Annotated in this window: 12 protein-coding genes; 7 read left to right on the top strand and 5 right to left on the bottom strand. The window is 71.5% G+C overall.

The features are described 5' to 3' along the window. Positions 1–29: 29 nt before the first annotated feature. Both TU31_RS08235 and aspS read right to left on the bottom strand, forming a co-directional pair. On the bottom strand, positions 30–1,739 hold the full coding sequence (locus TU31_RS08235; protein ID WP_042151881.1) for a hypothetical protein: 1,710 nt from the start codon (positions 1,737–1,739) through the stop codon (positions 30–32). 210 nt (positions 1,740–1,949) lie between these two features. Then, positions 1,950–3,713: an aspartate--tRNA ligase gene (aspS, locus tag TU31_RS08230; protein WP_042151210.1), complete on the bottom strand. Its 1,764-nt coding sequence runs from the start codon at positions 3,711–3,713 to the stop codon at positions 1,950–1,952. 279 nt (positions 3,714–3,992) lie between these two features. On the opposite strand from aspS, the gene TU31_RS08225 reads away from it, so the two are divergent. Further along, positions 3,993–6,146 carry a SpoIIE family protein phosphatase gene (locus TU31_RS08225; RefSeq protein WP_042151208.1) on the top strand — a complete coding sequence of 718 codons (2,154 nt, stop codon included), beginning with the start codon at positions 3,993–3,995 and terminating at the stop codon, positions 6,144–6,146. Here TU31_RS08225 and TU31_RS08220 read toward each other — a convergent pair. From TU31_RS08220 to TU31_RS08210, 3 genes are all read right to left on the bottom strand, one after another. Continuing rightward, entirely contained in the window at positions 6,086–7,222 is a 1,137-nt protein-coding gene (locus TU31_RS08220; RefSeq protein WP_042151206.1) for an AI-2E family transporter, read from the bottom strand. The two genes, TU31_RS08225 and TU31_RS08220, sit on opposite strands and share 61 nt — an antisense overlap. 96 nt (positions 7,223–7,318) lie before the next feature. Beyond that, positions 7,319–8,272, bottom strand: a complete 954-nt coding sequence (locus tag TU31_RS08215) for a pirin family protein (protein WP_042151203.1) — start codon at positions 8,270–8,272, stop codon at positions 7,319–7,321. A 201-nt stretch (positions 8,273–8,473) separates the two neighbouring features. Beyond that, entirely contained in the window at positions 8,474–8,944 is a 471-nt protein-coding gene (locus TU31_RS08210) for an SseB family protein (RefSeq protein WP_042151201.1), read from the bottom strand. Positions 8,945–9,107: 163 nt separating this feature from the next. On the opposite strand from TU31_RS08210, the gene TU31_RS08205 reads away from it, so the two are divergent. The 6 genes from TU31_RS08205 (at position 9,108) to TU31_RS08180 (ending at position 17,992) form a co-directional block, all read left to right on the top strand. Then, positions 9,108–10,934, top strand: coding sequence for an acyl-CoA dehydrogenase (locus TU31_RS08205; RefSeq protein ID WP_042151199.1), 1,827 nt, complete (start codon positions 9,108–9,110; stop codon positions 10,932–10,934). 305 nt (positions 10,935–11,239) lie between these two features. Next, on the top strand, positions 11,240–12,535 hold the full coding sequence (locus tag TU31_RS08200) for a M18 family aminopeptidase (protein ID WP_042151196.1): 1,296 nt from the start codon (positions 11,240–11,242) through the stop codon (positions 12,533–12,535). Between the two features lies 1 nt (position 12,536). Further along, positions 12,537–14,570 carry an AfsR/SARP family transcriptional regulator gene (locus tag TU31_RS08195; protein ID WP_042151193.1) on the top strand — a complete coding sequence of 678 codons (2,034 nt, stop codon included), beginning with the start codon at positions 12,537–12,539 and terminating at the stop codon, positions 14,568–14,570. 168 nt (positions 14,571–14,738) lie between these two features. After that, a complete protein-coding gene (locus TU31_RS08190; RefSeq protein WP_052718848.1) occupies positions 14,739–15,557 on the top strand; it encodes a DUF4232 domain-containing protein in 819 nt (272 codons plus the stop codon). Between the two features lie 381 nt (positions 15,558–15,938). Next, positions 15,939–16,931, top strand: a complete 993-nt coding sequence (locus TU31_RS08185; RefSeq protein WP_042151190.1) for an NlpC/P60 family protein — start codon at positions 15,939–15,941, stop codon at positions 16,929–16,931. 164 nt (positions 16,932–17,095) lie between these two features. After that, positions 17,096–17,992, top strand: coding sequence for a helix-turn-helix domain-containing protein (locus TU31_RS08180; RefSeq protein ID WP_042151187.1), 897 nt, complete (start codon positions 17,096–17,098; stop codon positions 17,990–17,992). The last annotated feature ends 40 nt before the right edge of the window (positions 17,993–18,032 follow it).

Genomic DNA, 18,032 nt, shown 5'->3' with positions numbered 1-18,032 from the left:
GGGGCCCTCAGCGGCCCGGACGCCGCGGCTCAGGGCCGGGTCGGCGGGGACACAAAGGCGTGCAGTGACGTCAGGCCCGGCGCCGGCGGCAGCGGGACCGGGCGCCAGCCACGGGCGTAGGCCGGCGGCTTACGGCCGTCGACGAGGACGGCGGCGGGCCGGGACGCGGCCAGCCGGGCCAGGCCCGCGGGGGTGATGCCGGCGTCGTGGCCCTGCGGCTGGCGGGACGCACAGCCCGCCAGGTACGCCACCCGTACCGCCTCCTCGCCGCTCACCACACAGGGCGGCCGCAGACCGGCCTCCTTCAGCGTCTCGGAGATCCGGCCGATACCGGTCTGGGCGCGTGCGGTGCTCCGCACCATCTTGTGCAGAATCGCCAGCTGGATGGCCTCATGGCCGGTCAGCGCGAGGACGAGGAAGGCCACCGCCCAGGCGTGCCGGCGGCGCGGCAGCCGGGTCAGCCAGTACAGGAACCACGCGGCGGGCATCAGCAGCAGGGCGTACGCGGGCAGCAGGAAGCGCGGCGCGGCGTAATTCACCGTCAGCAGGTAGGGAGCGGCGAGGCAGAGGCCGGCCAGCGCCGGGACGACGAGCGGTGCCGGTCCGTTGCGGTGCAGCGGGCCGACCGGATCGCGCAGCCGCACCGCGGGCCACACCGGGCCGTGGTGGTCCGGCTCACCGACGGGCTCGCGGCTGCCGGGCCGGACCGGTGCCAGCCCGAGCGGCTGCGGGCCACCGCCGCGCTCCGCGGACGCCCACGCCGGACCGTACCGGTACAGCGCACGACCGGAATCAGGGGCCCGCAGCGCCACCCATACCGCCCCGATGACCGCCAGGGGCAGCAGGAACCACCACACCGCCGTCACCGGGTGGTCCCAGGCCAGCTGGCAGGGCCGGCACAGCGTCTTGCCCTGAAGCGAGCGGGCGTGGTCGTCGAAGGACAGATGCCAGCCCAGACCGCCCTGGATCCGTCCGGCCTGCCGCAGCCGGGCCACGAGCCCGCCGTAGGACAGATACGCCTCCGCGACCCACTCGGCGCATCCCAGGGCCAGTCCGGCCGGCAGTGTCAGCAGCACGGCGGGGCGCCGCCAGGACGGGACGCACAGTGCCGCGGCGAAGAGCGGCACGGCCAGCCAGACGGCGTCGGTGGGGCGCATCAGCGCGGCCAGCGCCCCCGCGACGCCGAGTCCGGCCGCCGCGCCCCAGCCGGCGCGGGGGGCCAGTTGCCTGGACGGCTGCCGTACGGCGCGCAGAAAGCAGCCGGTGGCGACGAGCGCGGCGTAGGCGACCCACAGGTTGGGCATCGCCTGCGGGCCGTAGAAGAGCGTGATCCACAGACCGGCGAACAGCGCGCCGCCCAGCGCCGGTACGGGGGCGGGCAGCAGATGCCGCCAGACGCACAGGCTGATCAGGAGCCCGGCGCCGGAGAGCACCGCCAGGTAGCAGTGCAGCACGGTGGCCGAGGTCGTCAGCGCGGCGGCCGGGGCGAGGAGGAAGCTGACGCCGCGGGCGCGGGGCGCGCTGAAGAACGCGGCCGGCGTATGGCGGTCGACCTGGCTGACGTAGACCGTCTCGTCCCATCCCAGACCGGGGGTGGTCAGGGCGCCATAGACCAGGAGGGCGGTGAAGACGGCGGCCACGGCGATGAGCCACCACAGGTCATGGGCCGCGACGGAGCGCGTCGCGCGGGTCCGCGGCCCCGGGCCGGCCGGAGCGGAGAGGAGGCTGGCTTGCTGCATGAGCACCACAGTGCGGGCGCCGCCGGAGCCCGGCCACACGAGTGGAGCGGTCGGGGCACCCGGGCCGGCCCGCGGCGTCCGTCCCCGCCCCGGGATCGCCGGGCCGCCGAGGCCGGTCCGGCAGCACAGAGGCCCCGAACGGGCCAGGGCGGCGTTTCACGTGAAACGCCGCCCCTCAGCCTGTCCGAGGCCCCTCGCCGTCAGTGGCGCCTACTTCACCGGCGGCTTGCGCAGGGAGAGGTGCAGCTCCTTGAGGCGTGCCTCCTCGACCTCGCTCGGGGCGCCCATCAGCAGGTCCTGGGCGTTGCCGTTGAGCGGGAAGGCGATGGTCTCGCGGATGTTGGGCTCGTCGGCCAGCAGCATGACGATGCGGTCGACGCCGGGGGCGATGCCACCGTGCGGCGGGGCGCCGAACTTGAAGGCCCGGAGCATGCCGCCGAACTCCGCCTCGACCGTCTCCTTGTCGTAGCCGGCGATCGCGAAGGCCTTGTACATGACCTCGGGCTCGTGGTTACGGATCGCGCCCGAGGACAGCTCGGTGCCGTTGCAGACGATGTCGTACTGCCAGGCCAGGATGTCCAGCGGGTCCTTGGTCTCCAGCGCCTCCAGGCCACCCTGCGGCATGGAGAAGGGGTTGTGCGAGAACTCGATCTTGCCGGTGTCCTCGTCCTTCTCGAACATCGGGAAGTCGACGATCCAGCAGAAGCGGAACTCGTCCTCGACGAAGTGGCCGGCACGCTTGGCGACCTCGACGCGGACCGCACCCATGATCTTGGAGACCTCGTCGAACTCACCGGCGCCGAAGAAGACGGCGTGGCCGGGCTTGAGGTCCAGGGCGACGACCAGCGACTTGATGTCGTCCTCGGTGAGGAACTTGGCGATCGGGCCGGTCAGCGCGTTGTCCTCGCCGACGCGGACCCAGGCCAGGCCCTTGGCGCCCTGCTGGACGGCGAAGTCGCCCAGCTGGTCGAAGAACTTGCGCGGCTGGTCCGCGGTGTCCGGCACGGCCAGGGCGCGGACGTGCTTGTCGGCGAAGGCCTTGAAGCCGGAGCCCGCGAAGACGTCGGAGACATCCACCAGCTCCAGCTCGGCGCGCAGGTCCGGCTTGTCGGAGCCGTACTTGAGCATCGCCTCGCGGAACGGGATGCGCGGGAACGGGGAGGTGACCGTACGGCCGTTGCCGAACTCGGTGAACAGTTCGGTCATCAGCTTCTCGACGGGCTGGAAGACATCCTCCTGCTCGACGAAGCTCATCTCGACGTCGAGCTGGTAGAACTCGCCCGGCGAGCGGTCCGCGCGGGCGTCCTCGTCGCGGAAGCAGGGCGCGATCTGGAAGTAGCGGTCGAACCCGGCGATCATCAGCAGCTGCTTGAACTGCTGCGGGGCCTGCGGCAGCGCATAGAACTTGCCGGCGTGCAGGCGGGAGGGGACCAGGAAGTCGCGGGCGCCCTCGGGGGAGGTCGCGGACAGGATCGGGGTCGCCATCTCGTTGAAGCCGAGGGCCACCATCTTGTGACGGATGGCGGAGATGACCGCGGTGCGCAGCATGATGTTGCGGTGCATCCGCTCGCGGCGCAGGTCGAGGAAGCGGTATTCGAGGCGCTTCTCCTCGTTGACGCCGTCATCCGCGTTGATCGTGAAGGGGATCTGGTCGGCGGCGCCGAGCACCTCGACGTCGGAGACCTCGATCTCGATCTCGCCGGTCGGCAGGTCGGGGTTGACGTTGTCGGCACCGCGCGCGCTGACCTTGCCGTCGATGCGGACGACGGTCTCCTTGGTCAGCGAGCCGAGGGCCTCGTTGGCCGGCGTACCGGGGCGGGCGACGAGCTGGACCAGACCGTAGTGGTCGCGCAGATCGATGAAGAGGATGCCGCCCAGGTCACGTCGATTGTGCAGCCAGCCGCTGAGGCGGACGTCGGTGTCGACGTCCGTGGCTCGGAGCTCGCCGCAGTTATGGGACCGGTACCGATGCATCGCTCATCCAAGTCGTCGCGAGTGTCGAGGTGAGGAGTTGTCGGGAGAGGGAGAGGAAAAGGAGTACGGGCTCATGCGCCCGGTCGCTCTCCCCGTGGATCACCCGAAAGGCCACCCCAGGATTGACATAACCGCTCCAGGTTACCGTCCCGGCCCGCACGCCTTCGTTGACATATACGCATCAGCGCCATGGGGACCGGCCCGGGGCCTCCCGACTGGGACGATGGTCACGTTCCGGCTCGCTGGTGGGGCGCCGCCAAACGCACCTAAAGTGAGGCAATGCGCACCGAGGATCTCCTGGCCGCCATCGCGACCGGCCTGTGGCGCTGGGACCACGCATCGGGACGGGTGACCCTCGACGCCGAAGCGGCCCGGCTGCTCGGGCTGCCCGCCGCACCGGCGGAACTGACCCAGGCCGCGGTGCGCTCCCGTTTTCATCCCGTCGACTTCGCCGAGATCAACGGGATCGTGCAGCTCGCGGTCGCCGAGCAGACGCTCGCCGAGGCCCGGCTGCGCATCGTGGACGAGCACGGGCGGGTGCAGCGCATCGTCCGCTCCCGCTCCCGCCCCCGGATCGTCGACGGCGACTTCGAGCTGGTCGGCACCCTCCAGGAGGTGCCCGAACCGCAGCCCGGGACCTCCGCCGCGCACACCCCGATAACCGGTGACTGGCGCCGCTCCCGGGAGGCGTTTCTGCTGGACGCGGGCCGGGCGCTGGCCGAGGCACGGTCCACCGCCGAGGTACTGCGGGTCGCGGCCGGGCTGTCCATGCCGGGGTTCATGCCGGACGGGCTGGCGGTCTTCGGCATCGAGGGCGACCGGCTGCCGGTCATCGGCCAGCACGGCTACGCGTCCGGCGACGAGCGGCCGTTCGCCGACATGACGCTGACGGCCGACCACCCGGCGGCCGAGGTCGTCCGCACCGGCCGGGCCAGCTATCTGCCCACCCCGGAGGACTACCGCCGCCGCTACCCCGCCACCTGGCCGCTGGCCGCCCGTTTCCGCCGGACCTCGTGGGCGTTCCTGCCGCTGGTGAACGCGGGCCGGACGATCGGCGCCTGGATGGCGGCGTTCGCCCAGCCGGTGGCGTTCACCCCCGATGAGCGTTCAGTGCTGACCACCGTCGCCCGGATGCTGGCCCAGGCGCTGGCCCGGGCCGGGATGCAGGAGGAACAGCAGGAACTGGCGCTGGGACTACAGCGCAGCATGATGCCGACCGTGCAGCCGGACATCCCCGGGATGACGGTCGCGGCCCGCTATGTCCCGACCGGCGGCGGACTGGAGGTCGGCGGCGACTGGTACGACATGATCCCGCTGCCGTCCGGCCGGATCGCGCTGGTCATCGGGGATGTCCAGGGGCATGACGTACGGGCCGCGGGCCTGATGGGGCAGCTGCGGATCGCGCTGCGGGCCTACGCGTCCGAGGGCCATCACCCCGATGCGGTGCTCTCCCGCGCCTCCCGCTTCCTGGCCGGCATCAATGAGACCGAGCTCCGCGGCCACGGCGAGGACCAGCGCTTTGCGACCTGCCTCTACATCGAGGTGGATCCGGCGACGGGGCTGCTGGACATCGCCCGGGCCGGCCACCCCGAACCGGCGATCCGGATGAGCGACGGCACGACGCTGGTCCGGCCCACCGCCGGCGGGCTGCCGCTGGGCATTGTCCCGGACACCGACTACCCCACCACCCGGCTCGTCCTGGAGCCCGGCGAGACCATGCTGGTGTGCACCGACGGGCTGATCGAGACCGGCGGCCACGATCTGGAGACCGGCTGGGCGCGGCTGCGCGACGTCCTGGAGGCATGGGAGGCCGACGAGGACGGCGAGAGTCTGGAGCGACTGGCCGACGCGCTGGTCCAGGCCGTGCACGGGCCGCCGTCGCACCACACCACCGGTCCGCTGGTGGACCGCCGCGAGGACGACATCGCCGTACTGCTGCTGCGCCGCGAGGGCGCCGGCTGCGGGGTCGGCACCGGCGGCCTGCTGACGCCGCAGCCCGTGCGGCGCACCGTGCTCTCCGTCGCCCAGGCCGAGCCGGAGCGGATAGCCGAGGCACGCCGGCAGGTCCGGGACGTGCTGCACGACTGGGCCGACCCGGACCAGGTGGACTCGGCGGTGCTGATGGTCTCCGAGATGGTCACCAATGTCCTGCTGCACACCGACGGGGATGCGCTGCTGGTCGTCGAGATCACCGGTGAGCGGGGCACCCGGCGTATCCGCGTCGATGTCGCCGACAGCAGCGATGAGCTGCCGCACCGCCGCAGCCCCGGCGAACTGGCGTCGTCGGGGCGCGGTCTGATGCTGCTGGAGCTGCTGGCCGGGGCGTGGGGCGTGGATCCGCGCGGGGACGGCAAGTCGACGTGGTTCGAGCTCTACGAGGAGGCGGCAGCGGAGGCGGGCCCGCTGTCGTCGGAGTCCGAGTCCGCGGCGTAGTGCACCCGTAGCTCGTGGAGCACGCCGGTCGCGGCGGCGGTCAGCGGTACGGACAGCAGCATGCCGAGGATTCCGGCGACGCTGGCGCCCGCGGTGATCGCCAGCATCACGGTCGCCGGATGCATCTGGACGGTACGGCTCTGGATCATCGGCTGGAGTACGTGCCCCTCCAGCACCTGCACGGCCAGGACGACGCCAAGCGCCCACAGCGCGATCACGAAGCCGCGGTCGGCCAGCGCCACCAGGATCGCCACCGCGCCGGAGATGAAGGCGCCGAGGTAGGGGATGTAGGCGCCGACGAAGACCAGCGCACCCAGCCCCACGGCGCCCGGCACCTGAAGGATCAGCAGTCCGACGGTGATGCAGATGGCGTCGATCAGTGCGATGAAGGTGGTGCCGCGCATGAAGCCCTCGATGCTCTGGAAGCCACGGCGGGCCATCCGCTCCAGCTGCGGTGCCGAGGCACCGGGCGCCCAGTCCCGCAGGGCGCGTACGGCCTTGTCGGAATCGCGCAGGAAGAAGAAGGTCAGCAGCAGGGCCAGCACCGAGGCGGCGAGGAACTGGCCGACGACGCTGACACCGGCCAGCAGCCCGGAGGCCGCGGTGCCCCCGAACTTGGCAACCAGCTCCTTGGACTTGGCGGCGAGATCGTCGAGCGAGGTACCGGCCGCCCCGAAGTGCCGGGAGAGGTCCTGGGCGGCGTTCCTGAGCGAGGCGATGATCTGGTCCCCGGTGTCGACCAGCGCGCTGACGACGATGTATCCGGCGCCGCCGACCACCACCACGAGGACCGCACAGGTCAGTCCGGCCGCCAGGGACCGGTTGAGCTTCATCGCCACCAGCCGCCGGTAGAGCGGCCCGAGCAGCCCGCTGCCGAGCAGCGCCAGCAGTACGGGCGTCACGGCCGCGCTCAGTTCGACGCACAGCCATACCCCGACGGCCAGCACAGCCGCGATCAGCAACGCCACCAGACACCAGGCCGCGGCACGGCGGGCCGCGATCGGCAGCAACGGGCTGGAAGGCTGCGGCCGTTCACCCTCGGCGCCGCGCCGGTTCTCGTCCGAGTCGTTTCGCACCCGGACAGTCCACCATGGCCGCAGGCCCGGGACGGCTCCGGGAAGGCGTCGGGGGCGGCGTTTCACGTGAAACGCCGCCCCGCTGCCGACGTGGCGTCAGCGTTCGCCGGCGGGGATGGTGCCGAGTCGGCCGGCCTGGAAGTCCTCGAAGGCCTGGGCCAGTTCGGCGTGGGTGTTCATCACGAACGGGCCGTAATGCATCATCGGCTCGCGGATCGGCAGCCCGCCCAGCAGCACCACCTCGAAGTTAGGGCTGCGCGACTCCTGGGACTCGTCCGCCCGGATCGTGAGCGAGTCTCCGCTCCCGAACACGACCGCCTGTCCCATGCGGAACGGGCGTCCCTCCGCACCGGCCGTACCGCGTCCGGCCAGGGCGTAGGCGAGGGCGTTGAAGTCCTTGCGCCACGGCAGGGTCAGCTCGGCGCCCGGGTTCACCGTCACATGCATCATCGTGATCGGCGTATGCGTGATGCCCGGACCCTGGTGACCGTCGAGGTCACCGGCGATCAGCCGCAGCAGCGCGCCCCCGTCGGCCGAGGTCAGCAGCTTCACGTTGCCGCCACCGATGTCCTGGTAGCGGGGGGCCATCATCTTGTCGCTCTTCGGCAGGTTCACCCACAGCTGGAGGCCGTGGAAGAGACCTCCGGACATGACGAGCGACTCCGGCGGTGCCTCGATGTGCAGCAGCCCCGAACCGGCCGTCATCCACTGGGTGTCACCGTCGTTGATGACGCCACCGCCGCCGTGCGAGTCACGGTGCACAAAGGTGCCGTCGATCAGATACGTCACGGTCTCGAAGCCCCGGTGCGGGTGCCAGGGCGTGCCCTTGGGCTCTCCCGGCGCGTACTCCACCTCACCCATCTGGTCCATCATGATGAACGGGTCGAGGTACGTGTAATCGATCCCGGCGAACGCACGGCGCACCGGGAACCCCTCGCCCTCGAACCCGCTCGGAGCGGTGGCTACGGCCCGCACGGGACGGGCCTGCGCCGCGACGGGCGCCGCCACACGCGGCAAGGTCAGCGGATTCTCAACGGTCACTGCGGGCATGACGGCCTCCTCGGTCGCGACCAACTTAGTTGAATGGTGAACAACCCGCAAGGCCCACGGTATTCCCGCCCGCATTTCCCCAGGTCAAAAGGGCTCCTTGAGTCCGCAAGGGCCCCGACACACCTCGGGCCGGCCCCTCCGAGGGACCGGCCCGTGACTCAGCGGCGACAGCGGGCATCGGCCCGCCGTACGCCAGGACGGCTAGCCGTACATCCGCCGCATCGCGAAGTCGACCATCTGCTCCACGGCCTTCGCGTCGAAGACCATCCGGTGATCACCCTCCATGTCGAGGACGAAGCCGTAGCCGGTGGGCAGCAGGTCGAGCACCTCGGCACCGGTGATCACGAAGTACTTGGACTCCTTGCCCGCGTACCGCCGCAGTTCCTTGAGCGAGGTGAACATCGGGATCACCGGCTGCTGGGTGTTGTGCAGCGCCAGGAATCCGGGGTTGTCACCGCGGGGGCAGTAGACCTTGGACGTGGAGAAGATGCCCTGGAAGTCCTCGGCGGACATCGAGCCGGTGGTGAAGGCGCGCACCGCGTCGGCGAGGGAGGGCGGGGACGGCTCGGGATACAGCGGCTGCTCGCCGTAACCCCCGGGGGCCGGTTGTTGCGGCGGGGGCGCTCCGTACTGCTGCTGCCCGGCACCCGCGTTCTGGTCGTAGCCGTACATGCGCCACAGCGTACTGAGTCAGCGATTCGCCGGGGGACGCTCGTCACAGATGGGCGGTAGGGGTTGATTCTTATTACCGGTGGGTAGCATCATCGTAGGCACTTGCTACTTGCTGGTATTGCGTTTGAGGTCCTCCCTCCCGAACCCTTACGGAGCCGTATCCATGGGGCACTACAAGTCGAATCTCCGCGACATCGAGTTCAACCTCTTCGAGGTGCTCGGCCGTGACAGCGTGTACGGCACCGGACCGTTCGCGGAGATGGATGTCGACACCGCCAAGAGCGTCCTGTCCGAGATCGCCCGGCTGTCCGAGAACGAACTGGCCGAGTCGTTCGCCGACGCCGACCGCAACCCCCCGGTCTTCGACCCGGAGACCAACACCGCGCCGGTTCCGGACACCTTCAAGAAGAGCTACCAGGCCTTCATGGACGCCGAGTGGTGGCGTCTGGGCATCCCGGAGGAGCTCGGCGGCACCACCGCGCCCCGCTCCCTGCTCTGGGGCTTCGCCGAGACGATCCTGGGCGCCAACCCGGCCGTGTGGATGTACGCGTCCGGCCCCGCCTTCGCCGGCGTCCTTTACGAGGAGGGCACCGAGGAGCAGCACCGCATAGCCCAGCTGATGGTGGACAAGCAGTGGGGCTCCACCATGGTGCTCACCGAGCCGGACGCCGGTTCGGACGTCGGCGCCGGGCGCACCAAGGCCGTGCAGCAGGCGGACGGCACCTGGCACATCGAGGGCGTCAAGCGCTTCATCACCTCCGGTGAGCACGACATGTCCGAGAACATCGTGCACTTCGTCCTCGCCCGCCCCGAGGGTGCCGGTCCGGGCACCAAGGGCCTGTCGCTCTTCATCGTGCCGAAGTACGACTTCGACTGGGAGACCGGCGAGCTGGGCGAGCGCAACGGCGCCTACGCCACCAACGTCGAGCACAAGATGGGCCTGAAGGCCTCCAACACCTGCGAGATGACCTTCGGCGCCAACCACCCGGCCAAGGGCTGGCTGCTCGGTGAGAAGCACGACGGCATCCGCCAGATGTTCAAGATCATCGAGTTCGCGCGGATGATGGTCGGCACGAAGGCCATCGCCACCCTCTCCACGGGCTACCTCAACGCGCTGGAGTACGCCAAGGAGCGTGTGCAGGGCCCGGACCTGGCGGCCTTCACCGACAAGACCGCGCCGCGCGTCACCATCACCCACCACCCCGATGTGCGCCGCTCGCTGATGACGCAGAAGGCGTACGCCGAGGGCATGCGCGCCCTGGTGCTGTACACCGCCACCGTCCAGGACGAGATCCTCGTCAAGGAGGCCGCCGGCGAGGACGCGAGCGCCGCGATCCGCCTCAACGACCTGCTGCTGCCGATCGTGAAGGGCTACGGCTCGGAGAAGTCCTACGAGCAGCTGGCGCAGTCGCTCCAGACCTTCGGAGGCTCCGGCTACCTCCAGGAATACCCGATCGAGCAGTACATCCGGGACGCCAAGATCGACACCCTCTACGAGGGCACCACCGCGATCCAGGGCCAGGACTTCTTCTTCCGGAAGATCGTCCGTGACCAGGGCCAGGCGCTCACCGCACTCTCCGACGAGATCAAGAAGTTCCTCGCCGACAACACCGGCGGCGAGGAGCTGGAGCAGGCCCGCGGCGAGCTGGCCAAGGCGGCCGCCGACCTGGAGGCGATCGTCGGCGCCATGCTGACCGACCTCGCCGCGACCGAGAAGGACGTCAAGTCGATCTACAAGGTCGGCCTGAACACCACCCGGGTGCTGATGGCCTCCGGCGATGTCGTCATCGGCTACCTCCTGCTCAAGGGTGCGGCCGTGGCCGCCGAGAAGCTGGCCGGCGCCTCGGCGAAGGACAAGCCCTTCTACACCGGCAAGATCGCCGCGGCGAAGTTCTTCGCGCACAACGTCCTGCCGGGCGTCGGCGTCCAGCGCGGTCTGGCCGAGTCCGTCGACCAGTCGCTGATGGAGCTCGACGAGGCCGCGTTCTGAGAGCGAATTCCGCGGCCCGGCTGCGGCGTTTCTCTTAGAGGTCTCTCAGATTGACCGTTCAGACTGGCGGGGCCCGCCTCTCTTCCCCCGGAGAGGCGGGCTCTGTCATGTCCGGGAAGGCGGGCCACATGCCAGGACATCGCAGCGGGCGCGCCTCCGCATGCCGGGACCGCGGCCCATTACACCCGGAATCCACCACTCCGCAATGCTTCCCGGTCCGGAAGGCAGAAATCCTGGCCGGAAGGGTGCGCAGTCGCACCGCATGCACACGGGGAATGGGGGGTCCGGCTCCTTATGCTGAATCCATGACCAACTCCGCCCGCTTCGATCGCGGCCACACCGACGACCTGATGTCCTATCTCGCCGCCAGTCCGTCGCCGTACCACGCAGTGGCAAATGCGGCGGAGCGGCTGGAGAAGGCCGGTTTCCGGCAGGTCGCCGAGGTCGACGCATGGGACGGCGAGAGCGGCGGCAAGTACGTCCTGCGCGGCGGCGCGATCGTTGCCTGGTTCGTTCCCGAGGGCGCGAACGCGGCCACTCCGTACCGAATTGTGGGGGCTCACACCGACTCTCCCAATCTGCGGGTCAAACCGATTCCGGACACCGGCGCCCGCGGCTGGCGGCAGATCGCCGTGGAGATCTACGGCGGCACCCTGCTCAACACCTGGCTCGACCGCGATCTGGGGCTGAGCGGGCGGGTGACGCTGGCCGACGGCACCCATCGGCTCGTCCATGTCGACCGGGCGCTGCTGCGGGTGCCACAGCTGGCCGTGCACCTCGACCGCTCGGTGAACTCCGAGGGTCTGAAGCTCGACAAGCAGCGCCATATGACGCCGATCTGGGGCCTGGGCGAGGTGGCCGAGGGCGATCTGATCTCCTTCGTCGCCGAGGAGACCGGCCTGTCGGCCGGCGACATCAAGGGCTGGGATCTGATGGTCCACAGCATCGAACCACCCGCCTATCTGGGCCGCGACCGCGAGCTGATGGCCGGCCCGCGGATGGACAACCTGCTCTCCGTGCACGCCGGTACGGCCGCGCTCACCGCCGCGGCGGCCGCCGGCAGCGCCCTGACCAGCATTCCGGTGCTGGCCGCCTTCGACCACGAGGAGAACGGCAGCCAGTCCGACACCGGCGCGGACGGTCCGCTGCTCGGCACCGTCCTGGAGCGCTCCGTCTTCGCCCGCGGCGGCTCGTACGAGGACCGGGCGCGGGCCTTCGCCGGCACCCTCTGTCTGTCGTCCGACACCGGGCACGCCGTACACCCCAACTACGGTGAGCGGCACGACCCGGGCCACCACCCGATGCCCAACGGAGGACCGATCCTCAAGGTCAACGTCAATCAGCGCTATGCCACGGACGGCAGCGGACGGGCCGTCTTCGCGGCGGCCTGCGAGCGGGCCGGGGTCCCGTGGCAGAGCTTCGTGTCCAACAACTCGATGCCGTGCGGGACCACCATCGGGCCGATCACCGCGGCCCGGCACGGCATCTCGACGGTCGACATCGGCGTGGCCATCCTGTCCATGCACTCGGCGCGTGAGCTGTGCGGCGCCGAGGACCCGTATCTGCTGGCGAACGCCCTGACGGCCTTCCTGGAGGGCTGAGTTGGAGTTCTCACTGCTCGGCCCGATCGCCGTGACGACCGGCTCCGCGGAGCTGTCGCTCGGGCCCGCCAAGCGGCGCAGTGTGCTGGCACTGCTGCTGTTGCAGCCCAACACCACCGTCCCACTGGAGCAGTTGATCGACTCCCTGTGGGAGGACGAGCCACCCGAACACGCCCGTACGGTCGTCCAGGGTCATGTCTCGCGGCTGCGCGCCACGCTCGCCGAGGGCGGTGCGGAGGCGTACGGCATCGAGCTGACCACGCACGGCTCCGCCTATCTCCTGCGGCTTCCGGAGGAACTGATCGACGCTCACCGGTTCGGTGAGCTGGTGGCGCTGGCGCGCCCGGAGGCGGCGCCCGGCGATGCCGTACCCCTGCTGCGCGAGGCGCTCGGCCTGTGGCACGGGCCCGCGCTGACCGGCACGGTCACCAGCCCGCCGTTCGCGGCCGCCGCCCATGCGCTGGAGGAGCGGCGGCTGACGGCCGTGGAGGCGCTGGGGCGGGCGCACGGCGCGCTCGGCGAGCATGAACAGGCCGCGGCCATCCTCTACTCCGCGGCCGTCAACAACCCGCTGCGGGAGGGCCTGATCGCCGGGCTGATGCGGGCGCTGTTCCGTACGGGACGGCAGTCCGATGCGCTGGAGTGGTTCCACCGCACCCGCCGGCTGCTCAACGAGGAGCTGGGCGTCGATCCCGGCGAGCGGCTGCGCGGCGCCTACGAGGAGATTCTGCGCGCGGAGGCGGCCGGCGGGGGCCGGGCCAAGCCGGCGGGCGGGGCGCGGCCGGCGGGCGCCGCTCCCGCCGGGGCCGCCGGGGCTCCCGGAGGAAGCCGTTCCGCGGCGGACCGTGGGCCGCGGCCCGTTGCGGGCGCGGACCGGGGACCCGTACCGGACGGCACCGGCACGGTGGACGTCCCTGGTGCCGTGCCAGGCGGCGACGGGGCGCGGACGGGCGCGACGGACGGCACCCGGGCCGGCTCGGGACGGGCCAGTGCGGCGCCGCGGCTGCTGCCCCGGGCTCCGGCCCGCTTCCTGGGACGGGAGCAGGAACTCGCCGCCCTGACGGCCGTGTTGACGGACGGTGGGACCGGGGAGAGCCCGCTCGCAGTGGTGGCGGGACCGGCAGGCGTCGGCAAGACCGCCTGTGCCGTGCAGTGGGCGCATCTGCGCGCCGACGCCTTCCCCGACGGCCAGCTCTTCGCCGATCTGCGCGGCTTCGGCGAGGGCGACGAGGCAGCGCCGGCCGAGATCCTGCGGGACTTCCTGCTGGCGCTCGGCACACCGCCGGAGCGGGTGCCCGGTTCGGCGCAGGCCGCGTCCGCGCTGTTCAGATCGCTGGTCGCGGAGCGCCGGCTGCTGGTCGTCCTCGACAATGCACGCAGCTCGGCGCAGGTACGGCCGCTGCTGCCCGGCGGCCCGCACTGCGCCACGGTTGTCACCAGCCGCAGCCGTCTCGACGGGCTGGTCGCCACCGACTGCGCCCGGCCGGTCGGCCTCCAGACGCTCGGCCACGAGGAGGGCGCGGCGCTGCTCGGTGCCATGCTCGGCCCGGAGCGGGTCGCCGAGGACCCGGCAGCCGCACGTGAGCTGGTCGATCTGTGCGACGGGCTGCCGCTGGCGCTGCGGGCCGCGGCCGCCCAGCTGACCGCCCGGCCGCGCTGGCGGCTGGCCCGGCTGGCCGCGGCGCTGCGGGACGAGCGGCGGCGGCTGGCGCTGCTGTCCGCGGAGGACACCGGCATCGCGGCGGCCCTGCGGATGTCCGTCGCCCGGCTGTCGGCCGACGACGCACAGTTGCTCAGCGCGCTGGCGACCAGCGCGGACGGACACCTCAACGCGTCGCTGGCGGCGGCGCTCGCCGGATACGACCCGGAGCGCACCCAGGACGGTCTGGACCGGCTCGCGGAGATGCATCTGGTGGACGAGGAGGCCACCGATGTCTACACGATCAGCACGCTGACCCAGCTGTTCGCACGGGACGAGCGCGGGGAGAGCGGCGAAGGGGGCAAGCACGGTACGGGTGACGGGAGCAAGGAGTGACGGGCGCGGCCGAACCCGCGGCCGTCCTTGTGCGGGGGCGTTAGGCGCACGTTAGTGGCACGCCAGCGGCGAGCGGCAAGGTGGTGGTCACACCGCAGGACAGACCACAGGCCAGACCGCAGGGCGTAGCGCCGGCGCGGCACGGGCCACCGACCGGGGGAGACCGGAATGCCGCGCAGCCACCACCGCTCCGAGACCGTCATCGAGACCGGCGCCTCCCGGCCGTCCCGTGCGGTCCGCCGCCGTACGCTGCGGGTCGCCGCGGCGGGCCTCACCGCCGTCGCCGCGCTCACGCTCACCGCCTGCGGCGGCCAGGACAACCCGCTCCAGACCGGCGCCGCCAAGCCGTACAACCCGGCGCCGCAGGGCGCCGAGGAGCCGGTGGCGAAGGGCGACGGCGACCCCCAGGGCGGTACCCGGCCCGACGGCGGCCGCGCGGAGCAGACCTCGGCCCGGCACGGTGGCTCCGAGGCGGGTGCCGGAGCCAGCGGCACCGGGGCGAGCGGCACCGGGGCGAGCGCCGGCAAGGCGGGCAAGAGCGGCAGCACCGCCGGCACCCGGCACACCGCCTGCGACGCCGCGAAGATCCAGATCGTCGCCAAGCCGCTGAAGCGGCCGGTCAACCATCTTCTGCTGGAAGCCACCAACACCTCCGGCGCCACCTGCGATCTCTACTACTCCCCCTACCTGCGCTTCGACGAGGCCCAGAGCCCGCTGGCCGAACTGCCGGACAGCAAGCCGCAGTCCGTGGTCACCCTCGCCCCCGGCCAGTCCGGCTACGCCGCTGTGATGACCTCGTCCGCCGACGGTTCCGGCACGAACGGCCACACCATGACCTCGCTGTCCGTCAGCCTCCCCGGCCGCGACGGCAAGGGCAGCATCGGCGGCTCGAAGACGGTGGCGCTGCCCGGCGGCTCCGTGTACCTCGACGACAGCGCCTGGGTGACCTACTGGCAGTCGGACGTGAGCGCCGCGACGGCGTGGTGAGCCCCGTCCGGTGACGCGTCACTTCGCGCTCTGCGAGCCGTGGCCCGGTCACCCCGTGCCCGGCAGGCCGTCAGCCGTCTGACGCAGGCTGAAGAGACCGGCCGCAGAGCCCCCTTGAACCAGGGCGCCCGCATCCCCCAGCGGGCGCCCTTTTCGTTGTCCGCCGCCGCTGTCCCGTCATGTCTCATCCCGCGCCCCGCCCTGTCCCGGGCTCCTGACGTCTTTGCAGGTCACAGGTGTGCGTACGGCTGGGACATCCCAAGGGACGAGGAACCTCCGGGCCGCCGCGATGCCCCGCTCCACGCTGGTCCCCGTCGCCGTGAGCAGACCGACCGGCGGCGTACCGACCGGCCAACCGGCCCTAAACGGAGGGGAATCGGCATGTACGAGCACAGCAGCACGCACCCGGCGGACACCACCACCCCCACGGACCAGACCGCCCGCACGACGCGTCGGCGGTCCCCATTCCGCAGGACCGTGTGGCGCAGGGTCCTGCCCACGGTGGCTGCGGCCGGCATCGGCGTGACCGGGTTCGCGGGGCTCGCCCACGGCAGTGACGTGGGCAGCGCGACCACCGGCGGGCAGTCCGCCGCCACCACCGGGCGCGCCCACGACGGCCCCGCCCGCGCCCACTCCGTACGGCAGGCCGCCGCTGCCGACTTCCCCACGTGGGGCACCCGTTGGGTGGTGCACGCCACCGCGGACACCGGCTCCCCCGCCGTCGGAATGATCAACAAGACGGCGCCGGGTCAGGACCGGATCACCGCCGACTACCAGGTCGACACCGGCCGCAAGGTGTGCGAAGGCAGCTCCTGCTCGACGTTCATGGCACACCTCACCGGGCCGGTCAGCGGCTTCCTCAGCGTGGTCGCGGTGGACATCGCGCAGGACCGGCTGCCGGGCGTACCGGTCCAGGGCGGCGGGCAGCCGCAGCCACAACCCGGCGGTTCGCGCGGGGAGATGCTGAACCGCGCCGCCACCTGGCTGACCGCCAACAATGGCGCCCAGGTCCCGTACAGCCAGGCCAAGGTCTGGAAGGACGGCTACCGCCAGGACTGCTCGGGCTATGTGTCGATGGCGCTCGGGCTGCCGACGCCCGGCACCAACACCGTGGGGCTGGCCACCGACCGCGGCATCACCCGCCCGATCTCCCTCGACGAGCTCAAGCCCGGTGACCTGCTCATCGACGCCTCCGGCGACAACAACACCCGCCATGTAGTGATCTTCGAGAAGTGGAACGACGACGCCCACACCTCGTACACCGCCTACGAACAGCGCGGCGACCACGGCACCGACCACCGGACACTGACCTACGGCCTGCCCGGCGGCGACGCCGAGTTCAAGCCCTACCGTCCGGTGAAGTTCGGCGACTGACGCTCACCGGCGGCGCGAGGTCTGAGGTCCGAGGGAAGATCTCACGCTGTTTCACGTGAAACGTCACCATCTGATCCGGGCGCGATCCGGATCGTGTAACGAGGGGCACTTCCGGCACAGGGGAGCGGAAGTGCCCCTCGCGCGCGCATGCCCGCTGTGCTGGAATGCGAGACGTGCCTGGCCACCAGAACCACGCCGATCGTGTCCGCCGTAAGCCATTGGCCCCTCTTCCCGACGAACTCTCCGGCCCGGTACGGGACTTCGTCAGCTCCTTACGCCGTATGCACGGCGAACTCGGCTACAGCCTGAAGGAGTTGGAGAGCCGGCTGCCCGCCAGCCGCTCCTCCCTCTCCCGCTATCTGCGCGGTCAGAGCCTGCCCGACGAACGGCTGCTGGTGCAGTGGTGCACACTCTCCCTCACCGGTGAGGACCGGCTGCCCGCCCTCGTCGACCTGCTGCACCGCGCCCAGGAAGCAGCGGACGCGGGAGCGCGGGCGACGGAGCGGGGCGGTGCGCCCGGCGGGAAGGCCCGGGCGGGCGCCGACGATTCGGCCGACGTGGAGACGCAAGGCGGGGCCGCGGCGACGGGCGGGCGGCGCCGGCGGCTGGTGCTCGCCGGGCTCGGGACCGCCGCGGTGCTCACCGCCGCGGCGCTGGCCGTACCGGCGCTGACCAGCTCGAACGGGTCGCCGGAGAGTGGCAGTGACGGCCGGGCGCCGGGCGCGAAGAGCGCCGCGTCAGCCACCGGTTCCGCCCGGCTCACCGTCCACAACGTCGAACGGGACTGTCAGCACCGGCGGACCGAGAACTGCGCACTCGGGCTGGCCCGCGATCCGTACCGGCTCTATCGCCGCTCCAATGTCGTGGGCCATGTCTGGCACGGCGAGGTGCTGCGCGCGGTCTGCCGGATCGCCAACGGGATCACGGTCACGGATGAGGTGGGCGGCCACAGCAGCATGTGGTTCCGGGTCGAGCACGACGGCGATCAGGTGTGGTTGCCGGCCATCCGCATCCGCCCGGAACAGGTCGAGAACACCACGCTGCCCGGCTGCCCGGACTGACGTTTCGACGCCCCGTTCGGGACCGGAGCTTCGCCACCCA

The sequence above is a fragment of the Streptomyces lydicamycinicus genome (assembly GCF_000829715.2).
GTDB classification, from domain to species: Bacteria; Actinomycetota; Actinomycetes; order Streptomycetales; family Streptomycetaceae; genus Streptomyces; species Streptomyces lydicamycinicus.
The sequence above is the reverse complement of the archived record's forward strand: the minus strand, read 5'-3'. Positions and strand labels throughout refer to the sequence as shown.

Bases quoted from the DNA above. Each gene is read 5' to 3' on its own strand.
- TU31_RS08235 (WP_042151881.1), bottom strand. From the start codon at position 1,739: ATGCAGCAAGCCAGCCTCCTCTCCGCTCCGGCCGGCCCGGGGCCGCGG.
- aspS (WP_042151210.1), bottom strand. From the start codon at position 3,713: ATGCATCGGTACCGGTCCCATAACTGCGGCGAGCTCCGAGCCACGGAC.
- TU31_RS08225 (WP_042151208.1), top strand. From the start codon at position 3,993: ATGCGCACCGAGGATCTCCTGGCCGCCATCGCGACCGGCCTGTGGCGC.
- TU31_RS08215 (WP_042151203.1), bottom strand. From the start codon at position 8,272: ATGCCCGCAGTGACCGTTGAGAATCCGCTGACCTTGCCGCGTGTGGCG.
- TU31_RS08210 (WP_042151201.1), bottom strand. From the start codon at position 8,944: ATGTACGGCTACGACCAGAACGCGGGTGCCGGGCAGCAGCAGTACGGA.
- TU31_RS08205 (WP_042151199.1), top strand. From the start codon at position 9,108: ATGGGGCACTACAAGTCGAATCTCCGCGACATCGAGTTCAACCTCTTC.
- TU31_RS08200 (WP_042151196.1), top strand. From the start codon at position 11,240: ATGACCAACTCCGCCCGCTTCGATCGCGGCCACACCGACGACCTGATG.
- TU31_RS08190 (WP_052718848.1), top strand. From the start codon at position 14,739: ATGCCGCGCAGCCACCACCGCTCCGAGACCGTCATCGAGACCGGCGCC.
- TU31_RS08185 (WP_042151190.1), top strand. From the start codon at position 15,939: ATGTACGAGCACAGCAGCACGCACCCGGCGGACACCACCACCCCCACG.
- TU31_RS08180 (WP_042151187.1), top strand. From the start codon at position 17,096: ATGCGAGACGTGCCTGGCCACCAGAACCACGCCGATCGTGTCCGCCGT.